Origin of the sequence: uncultured Vagococcus sp., from assembly GCF_963518325.1 — a bacterium.
Classification (GTDB): Bacteria; Bacillota; Bacilli; order Lactobacillales; family Vagococcaceae; genus Vagococcus_D.
In genome coordinates this window covers 170,997-185,727 of sequence record NZ_CAUQJB010000001.1, presented here as the reverse complement: position 1 = coordinate 185,727, position 14,731 = coordinate 170,997, and the positions used below count along the sequence as shown (strand labels likewise).

Annotated in this window: 15 protein-coding genes and 1 riboswitch; of the genes, 14 read left to right on the top strand and 1 reads right to left on the bottom strand. The window is 39.2% G+C overall.

The features are described 5' to 3' along the window. Positions 1–98 precede the first annotated feature (98 nt). The 9 genes from RWN13_RS00860 to RWN13_RS00820 all read left to right on the top strand — a co-directional run bounded on the left by RWN13_RS00860 (position 99) and on the right by RWN13_RS00820 (position 9,071). Positions 99–2,642, top strand: coding sequence for a LuxR C-terminal-related transcriptional regulator (locus RWN13_RS00860; protein WP_314059503.1), 2,544 nt, complete (start codon positions 99–101; stop codon positions 2,640–2,642). A gap of 100 nt (positions 2,643–2,742) precedes the next feature. Beyond that, positions 2,743–3,201, top strand: a complete 459-nt coding sequence (locus RWN13_RS00855; protein ID WP_314059501.1) for a Fur family transcriptional regulator — start codon at positions 2,743–2,745, stop codon at positions 3,199–3,201. A gap of 165 nt (positions 3,202–3,366) precedes the next feature. Continuing rightward, positions 3,367–4,029 carry a SatD family protein gene (locus RWN13_RS00850; protein WP_314059500.1) on the top strand — a complete coding sequence of 221 codons (663 nt, stop codon included), beginning with the start codon at positions 3,367–3,369 and terminating at the stop codon, positions 4,027–4,029. 119 nt (positions 4,030–4,148) lie between these two features. Next, the gene (gene xerD, locus RWN13_RS00845; RefSeq protein ID WP_314059498.1) at positions 4,149–5,039 is read left to right on the top strand and encodes a site-specific tyrosine recombinase XerD; all 891 of its coding nucleotides are present in this window, start codon (positions 4,149–4,151) and stop codon (positions 5,037–5,039) included. 143 nt (positions 5,040–5,182) lie between these two features. Next, complete coding sequence (locus RWN13_RS00840) at positions 5,183–5,956, top strand: segregation/condensation protein A (protein ID WP_314059497.1); 774 nt, start codon at positions 5,183–5,185, stop codon at positions 5,954–5,956. Continuing rightward, complete coding sequence (gene scpB / locus RWN13_RS00835; RefSeq protein ID WP_314059496.1) at positions 5,953–6,567, top strand: SMC-Scp complex subunit ScpB; 615 nt, start codon at positions 5,953–5,955, stop codon at positions 6,565–6,567. Before RWN13_RS00840 ends, scpB begins: the two co-directional genes overlap by 4 nt. Then, the gene (locus tag RWN13_RS00830; protein ID WP_314059494.1) at positions 6,568–7,284 is read left to right on the top strand and encodes a pseudouridine synthase; all 717 of its coding nucleotides are present in this window, start codon (positions 6,568–6,570) and stop codon (positions 7,282–7,284) included. It abuts the gene before it with no gap. Between the two features lie 58 nt (positions 7,285–7,342). After that, positions 7,343–8,053, top strand: a complete 711-nt coding sequence (locus tag RWN13_RS00825; RefSeq protein WP_314059493.1) for a response regulator transcription factor — start codon at positions 7,343–7,345, stop codon at positions 8,051–8,053. A gap of 106 nt (positions 8,054–8,159) precedes the next feature. Further along, a riboswitch (FMN riboswitch) is annotated at positions 8,160–8,292 on the top strand. Between the two features lie 185 nt (positions 8,293–8,477). Continuing rightward, positions 8,478–9,071 (top strand): ECF transporter S component, encoded by a 594-nt coding sequence (locus RWN13_RS00820; protein ID WP_314059492.1) that lies wholly within the window; start codon positions 8,478–8,480, stop codon positions 9,069–9,071. 100 nt (positions 9,072–9,171) lie between these two features. Here RWN13_RS00820 and RWN13_RS00815 read toward each other — a convergent pair whose 3' ends face one another. Continuing rightward, on the bottom strand, positions 9,172–9,381 hold the full coding sequence (locus RWN13_RS00815) for a ferredoxin (protein WP_314059490.1): 210 nt from the start codon (positions 9,379–9,381) through the stop codon (positions 9,172–9,174). Between the two features lie 27 nt (positions 9,382–9,408). Here RWN13_RS00815 and RWN13_RS00810 point away from each other — a divergent pair, with 27 nt between their 5' ends. The 5 genes from RWN13_RS00810 (at position 9,409) to rpsA (ending at position 14,621) form a co-directional block, all read left to right on the top strand. Beyond that, the gene (locus tag RWN13_RS00810; RefSeq protein ID WP_314059489.1) at positions 9,409–10,458 is read left to right on the top strand and encodes a helix-turn-helix domain-containing protein; all 1,050 of its coding nucleotides are present in this window, start codon (positions 9,409–9,411) and stop codon (positions 10,456–10,458) included. A 3-nt stretch (positions 10,459–10,461) separates the two neighbouring features. Beyond that, positions 10,462–11,889 (top strand): ATP-dependent DNA helicase RecQ, encoded by a 1,428-nt coding sequence (locus RWN13_RS00805; protein ID WP_314059488.1) that lies wholly within the window; start codon positions 10,462–10,464, stop codon positions 11,887–11,889. Positions 11,890–11,956: 67 nt separating this feature from the next. Continuing rightward, positions 11,957–12,562 carry an SAG1386/EF1546 family surface-associated protein gene (locus RWN13_RS00800; protein ID WP_314059487.1) on the top strand — a complete coding sequence of 202 codons (606 nt, stop codon included), beginning with the start codon at positions 11,957–11,959 and terminating at the stop codon, positions 12,560–12,562. A gap of 73 nt (positions 12,563–12,635) precedes the next feature. After that, positions 12,636–13,310: a (d)CMP kinase gene (gene cmk / locus RWN13_RS00795; RefSeq protein WP_314059484.1), complete on the top strand. Its 675-nt coding sequence runs from the start codon at positions 12,636–12,638 to the stop codon at positions 13,308–13,310. Between the two features lie 90 nt (positions 13,311–13,400). Continuing rightward, a complete protein-coding gene (gene rpsA / locus RWN13_RS00790) occupies positions 13,401–14,621 on the top strand; it encodes a 30S ribosomal protein S1 (protein WP_314059483.1) in 1,221 nt (406 codons plus the stop codon). The last annotated feature ends 110 nt before the right edge of the window (positions 14,622–14,731 follow it).

The following is a 14,731-nucleotide window of genomic DNA, read 5'->3' as shown; positions in this document are numbered from 1 at the left end:
CCATCGACTGAAACTCATTATACAATGAAATTTAATGAGGCAACCCAGTCCACTTTGAATCAAACTAGTCGGTTGTTGTCCGATAAAAAGGAGAAAATATGACCATATTATTGTCGACTAAATTAAGAAAACCTCACGTGTCGCCTAATTATTTGGAGCGACCGCGATTAAGACGAGTTTTAGACGGGATGGCTCAAGTTAAATTGACTATCTTAGAGGCTAACCCTGGTTCGGGTAAATCCATGCTTTTAGCTTCTTATTTTGAAGAAAAGGAGCGGCTGATTTGGCTAAATTTAACGGCCGATTGCAATGATTCACCTCTGTTCTGGAGCTACTTACTGGAAGGTGTCCGACCTTTTATTAGAAGTGGAACGAGCATCGATTTTGAATTAATTCAAAGTCAATTCACCCAACTTCATATTCGTGACTGGTTGGCCGTAATGATTAATCATTTACAAGATACGCCTGTGTATATGGTGCTAGACGATTTCCAATGGATTCAGCATCAGGGGCTAGTAAGTGATATTGAGTATTTTATTCGAGCATTACCAGAAAATGTCCACGTTATTCTTCTTAGTCGTCAACCGATTCCTTTTTACTTAGCTCAATGGCAAATGGCTAACCAGTTGCTAACTATTGATCAGAAAACATTAGCATTTACTAAGGAAGAAGCTTTGATGTTTATGGAAAAGGGGAATTGCCAACTTAGTTCTGATTTGAAACAAGACTATTGGTACTTTTCAGAAGGGTGGATAGGTGGCTTGCAATTGTTGCTGGCTGATTCAGTGAAAACCATTCAAGGTTTAAGTAGGATAGAGGAAAAGGGACTTGTTTATGATTACTTAAGACGTGAAATGTATGGGGCGTTACCAAAAGAAGTGCAACGTTTTTTGCTTGTTACGGTTCAGTTTTCTTATTTTAATCGGGAGCTATCTGAAGAATTGTTACCCGAACAAACCTATGATTATTGGCTTGAGCAGCTTGAGCGCTACCATGTCATGGTTCAAATTGTTGATCATTCTCAACAGTTGTATCGCTATCATCACCTTTTTGAGGAGTTTCTCTTACAGCAACCATTTGATCAGAATGGTATTTTACATCAGGGCTTGGTTGTTTTTCAAGAGCTGGGTGACTTGGAGGAGGCTGTTACTATCGCTTTAAAGTTGCTGGATTATGAAAAAGCAATGGCCTTGATTTTAGAAATCAGCCAACCCTTAAAAATGCTTTTTTTCATGAACCAGATCCCTAATGAAGCGATGATAACAAATTTTGATTTTACACTTCAAAAATTTTTCTTTCATTACACTAATTTTGAAATGGATGAAGGGCAAGCCATCTACCGATTAGCGATTAACCAACTTCCAGAGAACCCAGAGTTTGAATTGTTTCGTGGAATGGAATATTTAATAGGCGATCGGCAGGTGGTCTTTGATATGCCAGCTTTAAGCACTCCAAGGATTCAGCAATTGAAGGCAAATGAGACAACGAAAGCTCTTATGATGATTAAGAATGTGACTGTCTTGTTCCACCAGTGTCGATATCGAGAAGGGTTGGCGCAAATTCGGTTTAATCAAGAACTGACCAAGGCGTTAAAGAGTGATTTTCTGACTTTTTACAATTTAAACATAGAAGCTCAACTCTTAGAGGAGATGGGCTGTTTCAACGATGCGCTTCATGTTTATGGGAAAATAAAAGAATTGGTGGGCCAGTCGAATTCATTAAGCCAGATCTCACTTTTCTTTGAATTAAGCTACCATATTAGCATAACTGGGACCTATTTAAAGCGATTCGAATTAGACAAGGCTAAGAAAGAACTTGAGTATATCGAAGAATTCGAAGGTGCTGCAATCCATGAAGAGGCCTACTTATACAATCAAGTCGAATATTGGTACTTAAATGGCGAGTCAGATCGTGCTTGGGAAGGGTTATCTCAGTTGTTGCAGAAAGCTTTTTTTGAGGAATTATTGCCGATTGCCAATTTATTGACCTATGCTTTGGAGGCGAATCAGCTGTCTCAACAACTTAAGCAATCTTTTCAACAAAAATATGAGGCGTCTGAAGGAAAGATGAAAGGGGCTACTTTTCTTTATTTGCGATTATTGATGGCAGAGGGGTGCTTTGAGAAAGCCGACAAGGGTGTTGAAAAAATGCTTCTAGAGAGTCGCAAAGAAAGGATACCTTTACAGATTGTTGAAGGCAATCTGGTCAAAATACGGGGGCTTGTAGGAAAACCAGAATGCTTAAAAGAAGCTCAGGACTTGTATCGAGAGGCGGTTTATTATGCTTGCGATGATGAGATATTACAACCTTTTTACTTGGAACAGTCTACATTAAGGAATTTGTTTCAACGTGACTATCAGCTGATTCAACAGTCACTTGAAGGGGTGGAAGGGGCATTTCATCAATCACTTGTTAATCGGTGGCAATTAGTCACAAGTTATTTACTAACAGAGAGGGAGAGAGACGTACTGAAGGAGATAGCTAAGGGCCTTTCGACGAAGGAAATGGCCAGGACCTTATTTATTTCAGAAGCCACAGTTAAAACCCATATTTTGAATATCTATCGTAAATTTGAAGTCAATTCTCGTGTGGCTGCTGTTGAAAAAGGGCAACAAATGGGAATTCTGCAGATTTCTAATTGAGAATCATTGCAAAAGTCCGTTCTTTACATTATAATTAGTTTAAACAGAGAGGGTAGAACATCTATCTTTTTTATAATGATTACAATTAAGGGGTTATGTTATGGACACAGGTGCAATGCTTAGTAAAATTAGGAAACAGCTACACGACGGTGGTTTCAAACTAACTCCCCAGCGGGAAGCGACGGTTTTAGTACTACTGGAGAATGATAAAGATCATCTATCAGCAGAAGAAATCTATATGTTAGTGAAACAGAAGAGCCCAGACATTGGATTAGCTACAGTTTATCGCACGCTAGAAATGCTAACGGAATTAAAAGTAGTGGATAAAATCAGTTTTAACGACGGTGTCTCTCGTTATGACATGCGCAAAGAAGGCGCTCAACACTTTCATCACCACTTGCTGTGCCTTGAATGTGGCGGTATTGAAGAAGTGGAAGAGGATTTATTAGTCGATGTGGAAAAGATTATTGAAAAGCGATTTCGATTTATTGTGAAAGACCATCGCTTAACCTTTCACGGTGTCTGTAGCAATTGTCAAAAGAAAAAGATAGCTGAATAAAATATAGAGGAGCAAGGTTTTAATCTTGTTCTTTTTTTGTGTGACCTATTTAATTTTGCCTCAACAAGGATATGTAATAAGTGAAAAAGTGGAATCAGCGTTCTAACCTTGACAATTAAAGCTTTTCTGATAGACTTTATAGTATTAATGGTAGGAGGAACAAGTATGTATATTGCTTTGATTGGCGCAGTTATTCAATCGAATCAAAGGGGGAGTCATAACATTTCAAGGGAGTTAACAGATGTTTTAGATCAGATAAATCAAAACTATCAAGCTAGCTTAACAGTGGATTTGACGATGACAAATCAGGATGAATTTCAAGGGGTGTTTAAAGCAACAGAGCATTTGTTTGAAATTATTGATATAATAAAATTTTCACTTTATCCGATGGAGTTTCGTTTTGGAGTAGGTTTAGGTGAAATTCAGACGGCTATGGATGGTCGCAAAATAGGAGAGATGGATGGACCTGCTTTTTGGCATGCCCGTAGTGCGGTTAGCCGAGTACTCGAAGAAAATGCGTCTCAATTGTCTCGTATTTTACTGAGTGCTGGCGGCGATGGCAGTGAGTTTCAATTATTAAATGATAGTTTAAAACTATGTGATTTTGTTGAGAATCGCTGGCGAGATAGCCAACGTGAGTTAGTCAAAATCAGTTTATTAGCTAATGGGCATAGCGATCATGTTTTACAAAGTAATCTGGCCAAAGAATTGGGTATTTCGAGGCAAGCGGCCAACCAAAGGGTTCAGAGTTCCGGTTTTTATCAATTTATTCGGATGAAGCAAAGTGTCAGTGATACGTTTAGTGGGGTCTATCGAAGCTTGCAGTAACTATTTAAACTAACCCAAGGGGCCTTGTTAAAGACGGATTATTACTAACTAGTTATCTCGTATACGAACAGAGCTTTCTTTGTTATGATGTGGTTTAGCAAAAGAGAGGAATAAGGATCATGAACAATGATTTAAATGATTACATTCATTATTTAAAAGTAGAAAGAGGTCTTTCCGATAACACAGTCGTCAGTTATCGTCGGGATTTGATGCAATATTTAAAGTATTTATCTGAAAATAAGCTTGAAAGCTGGGAGGACATCGACCGATATTTGGTGATGGCTTTTTTAAAACAATTGTCGGAAGAGAAAAAAAGTTCTGCGACGATCACGAGAATGATTTCTAGTTTACGGAAATTTCATCAATTTTTACGGCAAGAGCGTTATACAGAGAGTAACCCTATGCAGCATATCGAGACGCCTAAAAAGGCGCAAAAGTTACCAAAGACACTATCTTTAAAAGAAGTCGTAAAGTTAATTGAAACGCCAAATACAGTTGACAAGTACGGTATTCGGGATCGGGCTATTTTAGAGGTAATGTACGCTACTGGATTGCGGGTAACAGAATTAATTTCCTTAAAAATGGATGATTTACATCTGTCATTAGGATTGATTCAAACGGTGGGGAAAGGTGATAAAGAACGAATCATTCCCCTGGGTGATATGGCAATTAAGTGGATCAATATTTATATGGAAAGAAGTCGACCCCTATTGGCCAATAAGGGACAGGAGGTTCCTTATTTATTTCTCAATCACCATGGGCAAGGTTTTAGTCGTCAAGGAATTTGGAAAAATCTTAAAGCCTATGTGGGGCAAGCAGGCATCAAAAAAGAAGTGACACCCCATACGCTACGTCATAGTTTTGCCACACATTTACTGGAAAATGGGGCAGATTTACGAGTTGTCCAAGAGTTGCTGGGACATACGGATATTTCTACTACCCAGATTTACACCCACATTACCAAACAGCGGATGGCCGATGTTTATAAAGACCATTTCCCGCGTGCTTAAGTGGAAAAAACTGCTAACTATCAAGGCTTAAATGTGCTATAATAAGTTTTCGGAAAGTTCACAAGTCCCTGAGGTTTATTACCTAAGTAAGTTAAATTTATACATACTTAAATAAAGGGATAGGGAGTAAAAGGAGTCCATAAATGACGGAATTAAATGTCAAACTGGCGGTTTTTGAGGGGCCGTTAGATTTATTGCTTCACTTGATTAAAACACTGGAAATCGATATTTACGATATTCCCATCTCGCAAATCACCGCTCAATACATGGGGTATATCAAAACGATGAGCACCTTACAACTGGATGTGGCTGGTGAGTATATTGTCATGGCGGCAACCTTAATGGCGATAAAAAGTAAAATGCTGTTACCTAAACAGGAGTTGGAGGTTGATGAAAGTGATGATGAGGAAGGTGAAGATCCGCGGGCAGCTCTAGTGGCTCAATTGCTGGAATATCGGAAATTCAAATATGCAGCGACGGTTTTGAAAGAAAAAGAAGAAGATCGAGGGAATTATTTTACCAAGGAACCCTCTAATTTAGATGAGTATAAGGATGAAATTCCGCCTTTGGATCCGAATGAAATCAATTCGATTGACTTGTTCTTGGCTTTTCATGATATTTTGGAAAGACGGAAAAGTGACGGGCCTAAGGAAACGACAATCACCCATGACCACAACACGATTGAACAAAAAATTGGGTTTATTTCGAGTTTAATGAAGAATTTACCTTTAACTCAAGGTGTTCCTTTTGAATCTTTATTTGTCACATTTTCTAAAAGTGAAATTGTGACGACTTTTATGGCTCTCTTGGAGTTAGTCAAATCAAGGCAAATTGTGGCGAGACAGCCGGAAAATTATGACCCGATTTATTTATATAACCGGGAAATAGAAGAAGAACTGGAGCAGGATGAAGAATGAAGATTACAGGTCAAATAGAAGCGCTATTGTTTGTGGCAGGAGATGAAGGCATTTCACTAGACGAATTATCTTTCTTAATCGATGAGTCAACGGCAAAAATTTTTGACGCCTTAGAGGAATTAAAACAGCGATATCTGGCCAATGAAGATACCTCTATTCATATACTTGAAGTGGGAAATCATTTTATTTTAACGACGAAAAGGGAGTACGCTGACATCATTAAAAATTACGCTCAGTCACCTTTGTCCAATACCCTTTCTCAAGCGGCTTTGGAAACTTTATCGATCGTTGCTTATAAACAACCGATTACTCGGCTAAAGATTGATGAGATTCGCGGGGTCCAGTCGGCCGGTTCAGTTCAAAAGTTGTCTGCACGACAATTAATCGAAGAAAAAGGACGGGTAGATGGTCCTGGTCGACCCATTTTATATGGGACGACTAAATATTTTATGAATTACTTTGGGTTAGAAACTATTGAGGATTTACCCTCAATTGCCGAGATGGAAGCAGAGATTGATCGTGAAATTCCAAGCGATTTGTTTTTTGCCAACTTTAAAGAAGATATGATTGGTCAAGATAGTAATAGTGAGAGAACAGAGGAGAATGTATAAATGGAAAGACTACAAAAAGTCTTAGCTCAAAGCGGGATCGCTTCACGAAGAAAATCAGAAGAATTAATCAGCGCTGGACACGTTAAAGTAAATGGTAAAAAAGTAACCGAGATGGGAATTAAAGTGTCGGCCAGTGATAAAATAGAAGTAAATGGTGTCCCTATTAGCCAAGAAGACTATGTGTATTATCTATTTTATAAACCTCGGGGAGTTATTTCAGCTGTTTCCGATGACAAAGGCCGTGAAGTAGTGACCGATTATCTTGTAGGTGTCAGAGAACGGATTTATCCAGTAGGACGTTTGGATTACGACACATCTGGTTTACTATTATTGACAAATGACGGTGATTTTGCCAATAAATTAACCCATCCTAAACATGAGGTGGATAAAACATATGTAGCAAAAGTAATGGGTGTGCCATTTCCTAAAGATTTGAAACCATTAAATCAAGGGGTTAAAATTGATGGAAGAAAAACAGCCCCTGCCAAGTTTAAAATTTTGTCAACAGACAATCTTAAGCAGACGGCTATTGTTGAATTGGTGATCCATGAAGGACGTAATCATCAAGTGAAAAAAATGCTTGAAGCTGTAGGGTTTCCTGTCACGAAGTTAAAACGTGAGTTATACGGTAATTTAACTTTAGACGGGTTAAAACCAGGTCAATATCGTTCCTTAAGCAGACGTGAAGTCAATGCGTTGCTGGAACTTGCTAAATAAACAACAGTCGGTTTAATACGTACTCTTCTTTTGAAGGGGGGTTATGGAGGAATCTGAGATGATGTGGACGATTTTAATTGTAGATCCCGATAGCCGTACTAAGTCCATTCTTGAAACATTATTAGAGAGAGAAAATTTAACCCTCGTGACTGCTACCAGTGGCCATGAGGGGGTATTTCTCTTTCGGAAACACAATGTCCATTTGGTGATTGCAGAGGCTCACATTGGCGACGAGCCAGATTTTGATTTTATCAAGGAGGTAACAGCAATCTCAGCAGTACCGATTGTGGTTTTATCCGCTTTGTCACACGACGCTCATCGCATTCGTGGATTTGAACTTGGGGTAGCCGACTATGTGATAAAACCCTTTAGTCCTCGAGAAGTGGTTTTGCGCGTAAAACGCTTATTGAAGTATTTTTATGATTCATCACCGTTTAAAGAAGTCGGTAATTTTTATGTCTTTTCTTTTATGTCTTTGGATTTAAGTAATAGGGAGGTGATGATTAATCAAAAAAAGGTTAAGCTGACTCCTCGCGAATTTCAATTATTACGTTATTTTGCTGAGCATCCGGATCAGGTAATATCTCGTCGCGAATTGTTGCAAGGGGTTTGGGGGTATGAGTATTTTGGAGAAGAACGAACCGTAGATGTTCATATTCGTAAATTACGGGATAAATTAAAGGTGTATTCGTCTGTTGCTGCCTCTGCAATTCAAACGGAGTGGAAGCGAGGGTATCGATTTAATTCATCACCGCAAGCGAAAAAATAAAGCCTTTTCAAAAAGAGGGTTTGTGATTTTATTAATTTATTGAGGCAAAAGTATTGTGTTTTTGTTTATTTTGAGTATAATAATGGTGAACAATAAAATATTTAAGGTTCGTCTTCAGGGCAGGGTGTGATTCCCGACCGGTGGTTATAGTCCACGACCTGTTTCAAGTAGTTGCTTGAAATGGCTGAATTGGTGAAATTCCAATACCGACAGTATAGTCTGGATAAGAGAAGATAGAGCTTATTTGATGAAAGCTTCAGATAAGACTATTTGCTATTTTCTGCCCTAACGTAGAAAATAGCTTTTTGTTTTATTTTTCACAATAAAAGTGAATTGAAGCTCTTCGTTGTTAGGCTCGCCTGCAGGTGAATCCTTAATCAGCTTTACGAGAAAAACTCGTTAAGCGATTCGAGGAGGAATTAGGATGAGAAGAAGTAAGACACAAAAAATGGTAGGGGTGGCCATGCTGGCTGCCATTGGGTATTTGTTAATGTTTTTAGCCTTCCCCGTGATACCGCTGTTTCCTTATATGAAGGTCGATTTTAGTGACATCCCGATTTTAATTGGGACTTACTTGTTTGGGCCAATTGCTGGTATTACCACAGCGTTCCTTCGCTCGGTTATTCATTTTGTGACCACTGGTGGGGATGTTGCTAATTTGATTGGCGATGTAACAAGTTTTGTGGCATCGGTTGCCTTTGTCATGCCCGTCTACTTTATTACAAAAAAGAGTCGTTCCAAGTTTAGTTTGATCATTGGTTTGATTGTAGGTGTCCTTAGCCTGACAGTTGCAATGTCTTTCATGAATTATTTTGTGACTTTACCTTTGTATTTGAAAGTCATGAATTTTGATATCGGCATGGCATTTGGTAAGTACATTGTGACAGTGGTTGTTCCTTTTAACTTAATAAAAGGAGGCATCATCAGTGTCGTCTTTATGGCCGTTCATGCCAAATTGTTACCATGGTTATCTAAGAAAGAAGGACTGGAACCACATCCTGTAAAACGAATTAATTAACTTTAAGTGTAATCAAAAATACTTCCAGCTATGTCTGCTTGGAAGTATTTTTTTTCTTAGCGAATGACTGGCAATTCTGGTAAAATTAAGGTAGAAGTTATTATTTTGGGACGACAATGGCTCTTGTTGGGCAATGTTTATAGGCAGCCATACCTTGTTCAACTAAAGAATCATCGAGACGAAATTGCTGTCTATCTGGTGCTTCTGTAAATATGACAATGCCTTCGTCGGTATAGTCGAAAACGTCTGGGGCGAGAACTTGGCAAAGGCCACAGGCGATACATTTTTCTGGTAATAAGTTAACAATCATTCTATCGCTCCTAGAGGTAATTAATATATGGAAAAACAAACTATCTTCATTCTATCCTTATTTCAACACGGTTACAAGGCGCGTTATTCAACTCTTGCTCATTTATTACGTGGCAAGCGGACAACGTCTATTTTAATGTATGGTTTTTTCTATAATATCTTGGCTTATTTTTCTCTGTTTCCTAATTTAACAGAAAAAAAAGTTAATCAAATTGTTCAGCGTCTTTTGGAAGCTCACTTGTTAATCGAGCTGTCTCCTGGTGTGGTTCAGATCAGTCAGAAGGGGCGAAAGTATCTTGACGATCACCCGGTGATTGAACATCGAGGGTTGAATAGTTTCTATTATGGCCGAGTAGATGAGGGGTTTAAGGAACTGCTAATGTTTGCGACTCAGGTCATTTCAGAGTATTGTCATCGAAATATTCAGTATCAACCAATTGAAACCAATGGGCATAAGCAATATCTAATTCGCCGATGGTTTCAGGATCTTCCCAAGGATCGTCAAGTTTTGGGGCAAGATTTCTACCAAGAGTGGCGGCAATTAATCGAATCATTTCCTGAGGCCGTTCGCCCTTTTGCTGTGGCGGCATTGACTGGTCATGGTCAGATTGGGCTGACTGCTGTTCAACTGGCTGAATTAGGGTCGGTTGATCCCTTTGACATTGGTTTAATCAACAAGGAACTCTGTCATTTAAGCATTGATCAGCTCCTTAAGACCCCAGAGTCTTTTCCGTACATAAGTAGTTTGTATGAAAGTATCGATAAACCGGTGGTTAATAAAAGTGCCCTTAAAAGCTATCAACTTTTTCAGAAGGGCTATAGTCTGACTGAAATTTGTCATCAGCGGCAATTGAAGGAGAGCACGGTTAATGACCATTTGATTGAATGGGCGATTATGAGTGAGGATTTTGATTATGGTCGGGTCTTAGTGGGAAAAGACAGAGAGTTCTTTCTCCAGTTATTACGAATCGAGCCCAACGTAAGAGACTGGCGTTATACTGATTTAGGACAAGGTATTGATCGGATTAGTTTTCTAGCCTTTCGTTGTTTCCAAATTCAATCTATTCGAGGAGAGTGAGGTATGTCAATTGATGAGTTATTAAAAGAGCGCTTTGGTTTCGACCAATTTAAAGAAGGCCAACGGGAGACCATTCAGTCTGTTTTATCAGTGGCTGAGACTTTATCGATCCTGCCAACTGGAACGGGTAAAAGCCTATGTTATCAATTACCTAGTTATTTATTTAGCGGTATGACAGTCATTATTTCACCGTTGGTTTCCTTGATGGAAGACCAAGTTCAGCAGTTAAAGCAACAGGGAGAGAAGCAAGTCATTGCGATTAATGGTCAAATGAGTTACGAAGAAAAAGAATGGGCTATGGCAAATCTATCTCGTTATAAGTTCGTTTTTTTTAGCCCTGAAATGCTGTCACAAGACAGTGTTCGCCTAAGTTTAAGTAGGGTGACTATTTCCTTGTTAGTCGTAGATGAAGCTCATTGCATTTCTCAGTGGGGCATTGATTTCAGGCCAGAATACGAGGGTCTTCAACGGGTTATCAAGGAGTTGGCTATCACTAAAGTACTGGCTTTAACCGCAACGGCCACTGAAAAAGTCGCAGAAGATATTAGGGCTAAATTATTTGTCCAGAAACCGACAGTTATTCGCCAGTCTGTTAATCGGCCAAACATTGTCTATGAAGTGGAGCTAACTGACGATAAGGTGGCCTACATCGAGTCTTTTCTAAGTGGAACAGATGTACCGGGTATTATCTACTTTGCCAGCCGTAAAAGGGCCGAAGAGGTGGCACGAGAACTTAACCAACGGACTTCTAGACGGGTTGCCTTCTATCACGGTGAGATGATCAATCAGGAGCGCTCACTGATTCAGCAACAGTTTTTAGGCAATCAGTTAGATGTCCTCTGTGCAACCAGTGCTTTTGGAATGGGTGTCAATAAAGCGAATGTCGGTTTTATAATTCACTATCATTTACCAGCAAGCATCGAAGCATATCTCCAGGAATCTGGACGAGCAGGCAGAGATGGTCAGCAAAGCTTGGCGGTCGTATTATACCAGAAAGGTGATGAGCGAATTTATCGTCATTTACAACAAGATTTAGCTGAAACCAGTCGTCAATTAGCATCGTTAAAAGATCAGACACCGGCCTTTATTCGAGCGCACAAAGGTCAGTTGGACGAACTGCAGGAGAAATGGATGGACGGCTACTTAAAAAACTATTACACTATAGAGGAGCTATCAGCGGCACTGGCATTAAAACAGCAAGAAAAAAGCCAGCAATTAGCCCAGATACTCACTTATATTCATTTATCTAGCTGTCGGCGGGGTTATTTGTTGGCGCATTTTTCAGAAAAAATGAAAGAAATCAATCAAGTTTGTTGCGATAACTGTGGAAACTATGGTAAAATCTTGCCTGAAAGCTATTTAAAATCTGAAAGAAACTTAAATTTACCTAAAAATTGGCAAGAAAACCTTAAAAAGCTATTCATAATTTGAATATTAAGGGCATCGAGGGCAAGTTTGTGGTAAAATAATTAGCAGAAGAATAATTAGGAGGATTTTCGTGAATAAAGATAACGAACGTAAAGAGCCATGGGAACAGCCCATTTATGAAACTGAATATGACACGTCCTCTTCAAGGGCAAATAAACGGACTAAAAAATCAAGCAATGCTGTATTTATCTCAATCTTAGTCGTGCTTTTAGTGGCAATCGCAGGGATATTAGCTTATATGTATAGTATTTCTAAAAATCGCTATGCTAAGCCTAAAAAGGAAAACGACATTGTGATGAAGAGCTCTGTGTCAACTGCGCCAAGTTCTTCAACAAAAGAATCTAGCTCGACGGTGGATAGCTCTTCGATTGAGGCGTCTAAAGCAGCTGAGGCTGAGAAACAAGCCGCGGCAGCTCAAAAAGCGGCTGATGAGGCTAAAGCGGCTGAACTAGCTGCCCAACAAAATCAACAACCAGATCCTAATGCGAATGCAAACAACACACCTGATCCAGCTAATCAACCAGCAACGGGAACTGGCGGTAGTTACGTTGTTCAAGCTGGGGATAACTTGTATCGGATTGCTGTTAATAATGGTTTAACAACTGAGGAGTTGAAAGCATTAAACGGTATTAGTGGCAACGAAATTTCTGTTGGTCAAGAGTTAAAACTTAAATAATCAAAAAGCTGTCGTAAGGCGGCTTTTTCTTATGAAGTTTGCTAAATGTTTAAAAGGAAAAAGGAGTTTTAACATGAGTGGAAAAATAAGTATTGCGATTGACGGTCCTGCATCTGCTGGAAAAAGCACAGTTGCTAAAATTTTGGCTAAGGAGCTGGATTATATTTATGTGGACACAGGTGCCATGTATCGGGCGATTACCTTGGCTTCACTTGAGCAACAGGTTGATCCAAGTGATGAGGTAAAACTAACTGAATTGGTCCATCATTTGACGATTTCCTTTGAGCAAGGGACTGATGGTCAATTGGTATTTCTAAATGGTCGTGACATCACTGAGGCGATTCGTCAACCGGATGTGACTAATTTAGTCTCACAGGTTTCTGCTCATAAAGGAATTCGTTTGGAGTTAGTTAAGCAGCAACGTCAGCTTGCCTTAAGAGGCGGAATTGTCATGGATGGCCGTGACATTGGTACTGCTGTGTTACCTCAAGCGGAAGTTAAGATTTTTCTGGTGGCAAGTGTCAATGAACGGGCAGATCGACGTTATAAGGAAAATCTGTCAAAAGGAATCATGACGGATTATGAAAGTTTAAAAGCTGAGATTGAGGCACGAGATCATAAGGATTCGACTCGTAAAAATTCCCCGTTAATTCAAGCGGAGGACGCTGTAAGATTGGATACAACCGGTTTATCAATCAATGAAGTCGTCGAGAGTATCAAAAAGGTAATAAAAACTAAAGTGAATTAAAAAAGTTTAATCTTTACTCTAGAAATCCCGTCATAGATGGGTTACAATAGTGTATGATAACTTTTTTGTTGGTGAGGAGGCCATTTAGTCATGACAGATGTAGAAAATATTCAAGTAGAAAATGACAACGCTGTGATGCGCGATGCGTTAGATAGCGTTCAAGAGGTCAAAGTTGGCGATATCGTCCAATGTGAGGTGCTTGCTTTAGAAGAGAGACAAGCCGTTGTTAGTATTCTTGGTACAGGTGTTGAAGGGGTGGTTCCACTTAAGGAACTGTCAACTATTCCAACTGAAGATATAAATGAAGTCGTGAAAGTTGGCGACATTCTTGATGTGGTAGTGATTACCTCAATTGGAAAAGATAAAGAGAACGGTAGCTATCTTTTATCTAAACGTCGCTTAGATGCAAGAGAAATTTGGGCTGGGATTGAAACTAGCTTAGAAAATAACGAGACAATTGAAGCGCTTGTAACAAATGTGGTTAGAGGTGGTTTAATTGTAGACGTTGGTGTGAGAGGGTTTGTTCCTGCCTCAATGGTAGAAAGTCATTTTGTTTCTGATTTTAATGAATACAAAGGTCAAACGATGACGGTTAAAATCATTGAAATTGAGCCATCAGAAAATCGTTTAATCTTGTCTCATAAAGCTGTTCTTGAAGAAGAAGCGCAAAAGAATAAAGAAGAGTTCCTAGCTAATTTAAAAGAAGATGATATCCTAACTGGGAAAGTTGCGCGAATTACTAATTTTGGTGCCTTCGTCAATTTAATTGGGGGCATCGACGGTTTAGTTCATGTTTCTGAAATGTCTCATAACCATACGACTAAGCCAAGCGATATTGTCCAAGTTGGAGAAGAAGTGAGAGTTAAAGTTTTGTCGATTTCTGCTGATAAAAGTCGTGTGTCCTTATCTATTAGAGCTTTAACAGATGGTCCTTGGGATCTTGTTGAAGAAAAAGCACCTGTGGAATCTGTTTTCACGGGTGTGATTAAGCGTCTAACTAGTTTTGGGGCTTTTGTGGAAATCTTACCAGGTGTTGAAGGTTTGGTGCACATTTCTCAAATTTCTCACAAACATATTGCCACCCCTCATGAGGTTTTAGAGGTAGGTCAAACGGTTACGGTTAAAGTGCTGGAAGTCAATCCACTTGAACGTCGTCTTGCTTTGAGCATCAAAGCTCTGGAAGAAAAAGAAGTTGAGCCTGTGGAAGTGGTTGAGAAGTATGTAATGCCTGAGGAAAGCACTGGTTTTACCCTAGGCGATATTCTTGGAAAAGAACTGGAGAATGCGGCAAAAATTGATTCTGAAGACTAATAAAAAACGTTAAAAACGATTGTCGTTTTTAACGTTTTTTTTGTTATTCGAGCTGGTTATGCCTCAAGGTGTTGGCCCAACTAAGTTTGGAATGGCGTGGGTTATTTAAG

Excerpts from the sequence above, each read along its gene's own strand:
- RWN13_RS00840 (WP_314059497.1), top strand. The coding sequence starts at position 5,183 with ATGACGGAATTAAATGTCAAACTGGCGGTTTTTGAGGGGCCGTTAGAT.
- RWN13_RS00820 (WP_314059492.1), top strand. The coding sequence starts at position 8,478 with ATGAGAAGAAGTAAGACACAAAAAATGGTAGGGGTGGCCATGCTGGCT.
- RWN13_RS00850 (WP_314059500.1), top strand. The coding sequence starts at position 3,367 with ATGTATATTGCTTTGATTGGCGCAGTTATTCAATCGAATCAAAGGGGG.
- RWN13_RS00860 (WP_314059503.1), top strand. The coding sequence starts at position 99 with ATGACCATATTATTGTCGACTAAATTAAGAAAACCTCACGTGTCGCCT.
- RWN13_RS00805 (WP_314059488.1), top strand. The coding sequence starts at position 10,462 with ATGTCAATTGATGAGTTATTAAAAGAGCGCTTTGGTTTCGACCAATTT.
- cmk (WP_314059484.1), top strand. The coding sequence starts at position 12,636 with ATGAGTGGAAAAATAAGTATTGCGATTGACGGTCCTGCATCTGCTGGA.
- xerD (WP_314059498.1), top strand. The coding sequence starts at position 4,149 with ATGAACAATGATTTAAATGATTACATTCATTATTTAAAAGTAGAAAGA.
- RWN13_RS00815 (WP_314059490.1), bottom strand. The coding sequence starts at position 9,381 with ATGATTGTTAACTTATTACCAGAAAAATGTATCGCCTGTGGCCTTTGC.
- scpB (WP_314059496.1), top strand. The coding sequence starts at position 5,953 with ATGAAGATTACAGGTCAAATAGAAGCGCTATTGTTTGTGGCAGGAGAT.
- RWN13_RS00830 (WP_314059494.1), top strand. The coding sequence starts at position 6,568 with ATGGAAAGACTACAAAAAGTCTTAGCTCAAAGCGGGATCGCTTCACGA.
- RWN13_RS00825 (WP_314059493.1), top strand. The coding sequence starts at position 7,343 with ATGATGTGGACGATTTTAATTGTAGATCCCGATAGCCGTACTAAGTCC.
- RWN13_RS00810 (WP_314059489.1), top strand. The coding sequence starts at position 9,409 with ATGGAAAAACAAACTATCTTCATTCTATCCTTATTTCAACACGGTTAC.
- RWN13_RS00855 (WP_314059501.1), top strand. The coding sequence starts at position 2,743 with ATGGACACAGGTGCAATGCTTAGTAAAATTAGGAAACAGCTACACGAC.
- rpsA (WP_314059483.1), top strand. The coding sequence starts at position 13,401 with ATGACAGATGTAGAAAATATTCAAGTAGAAAATGACAACGCTGTGATG.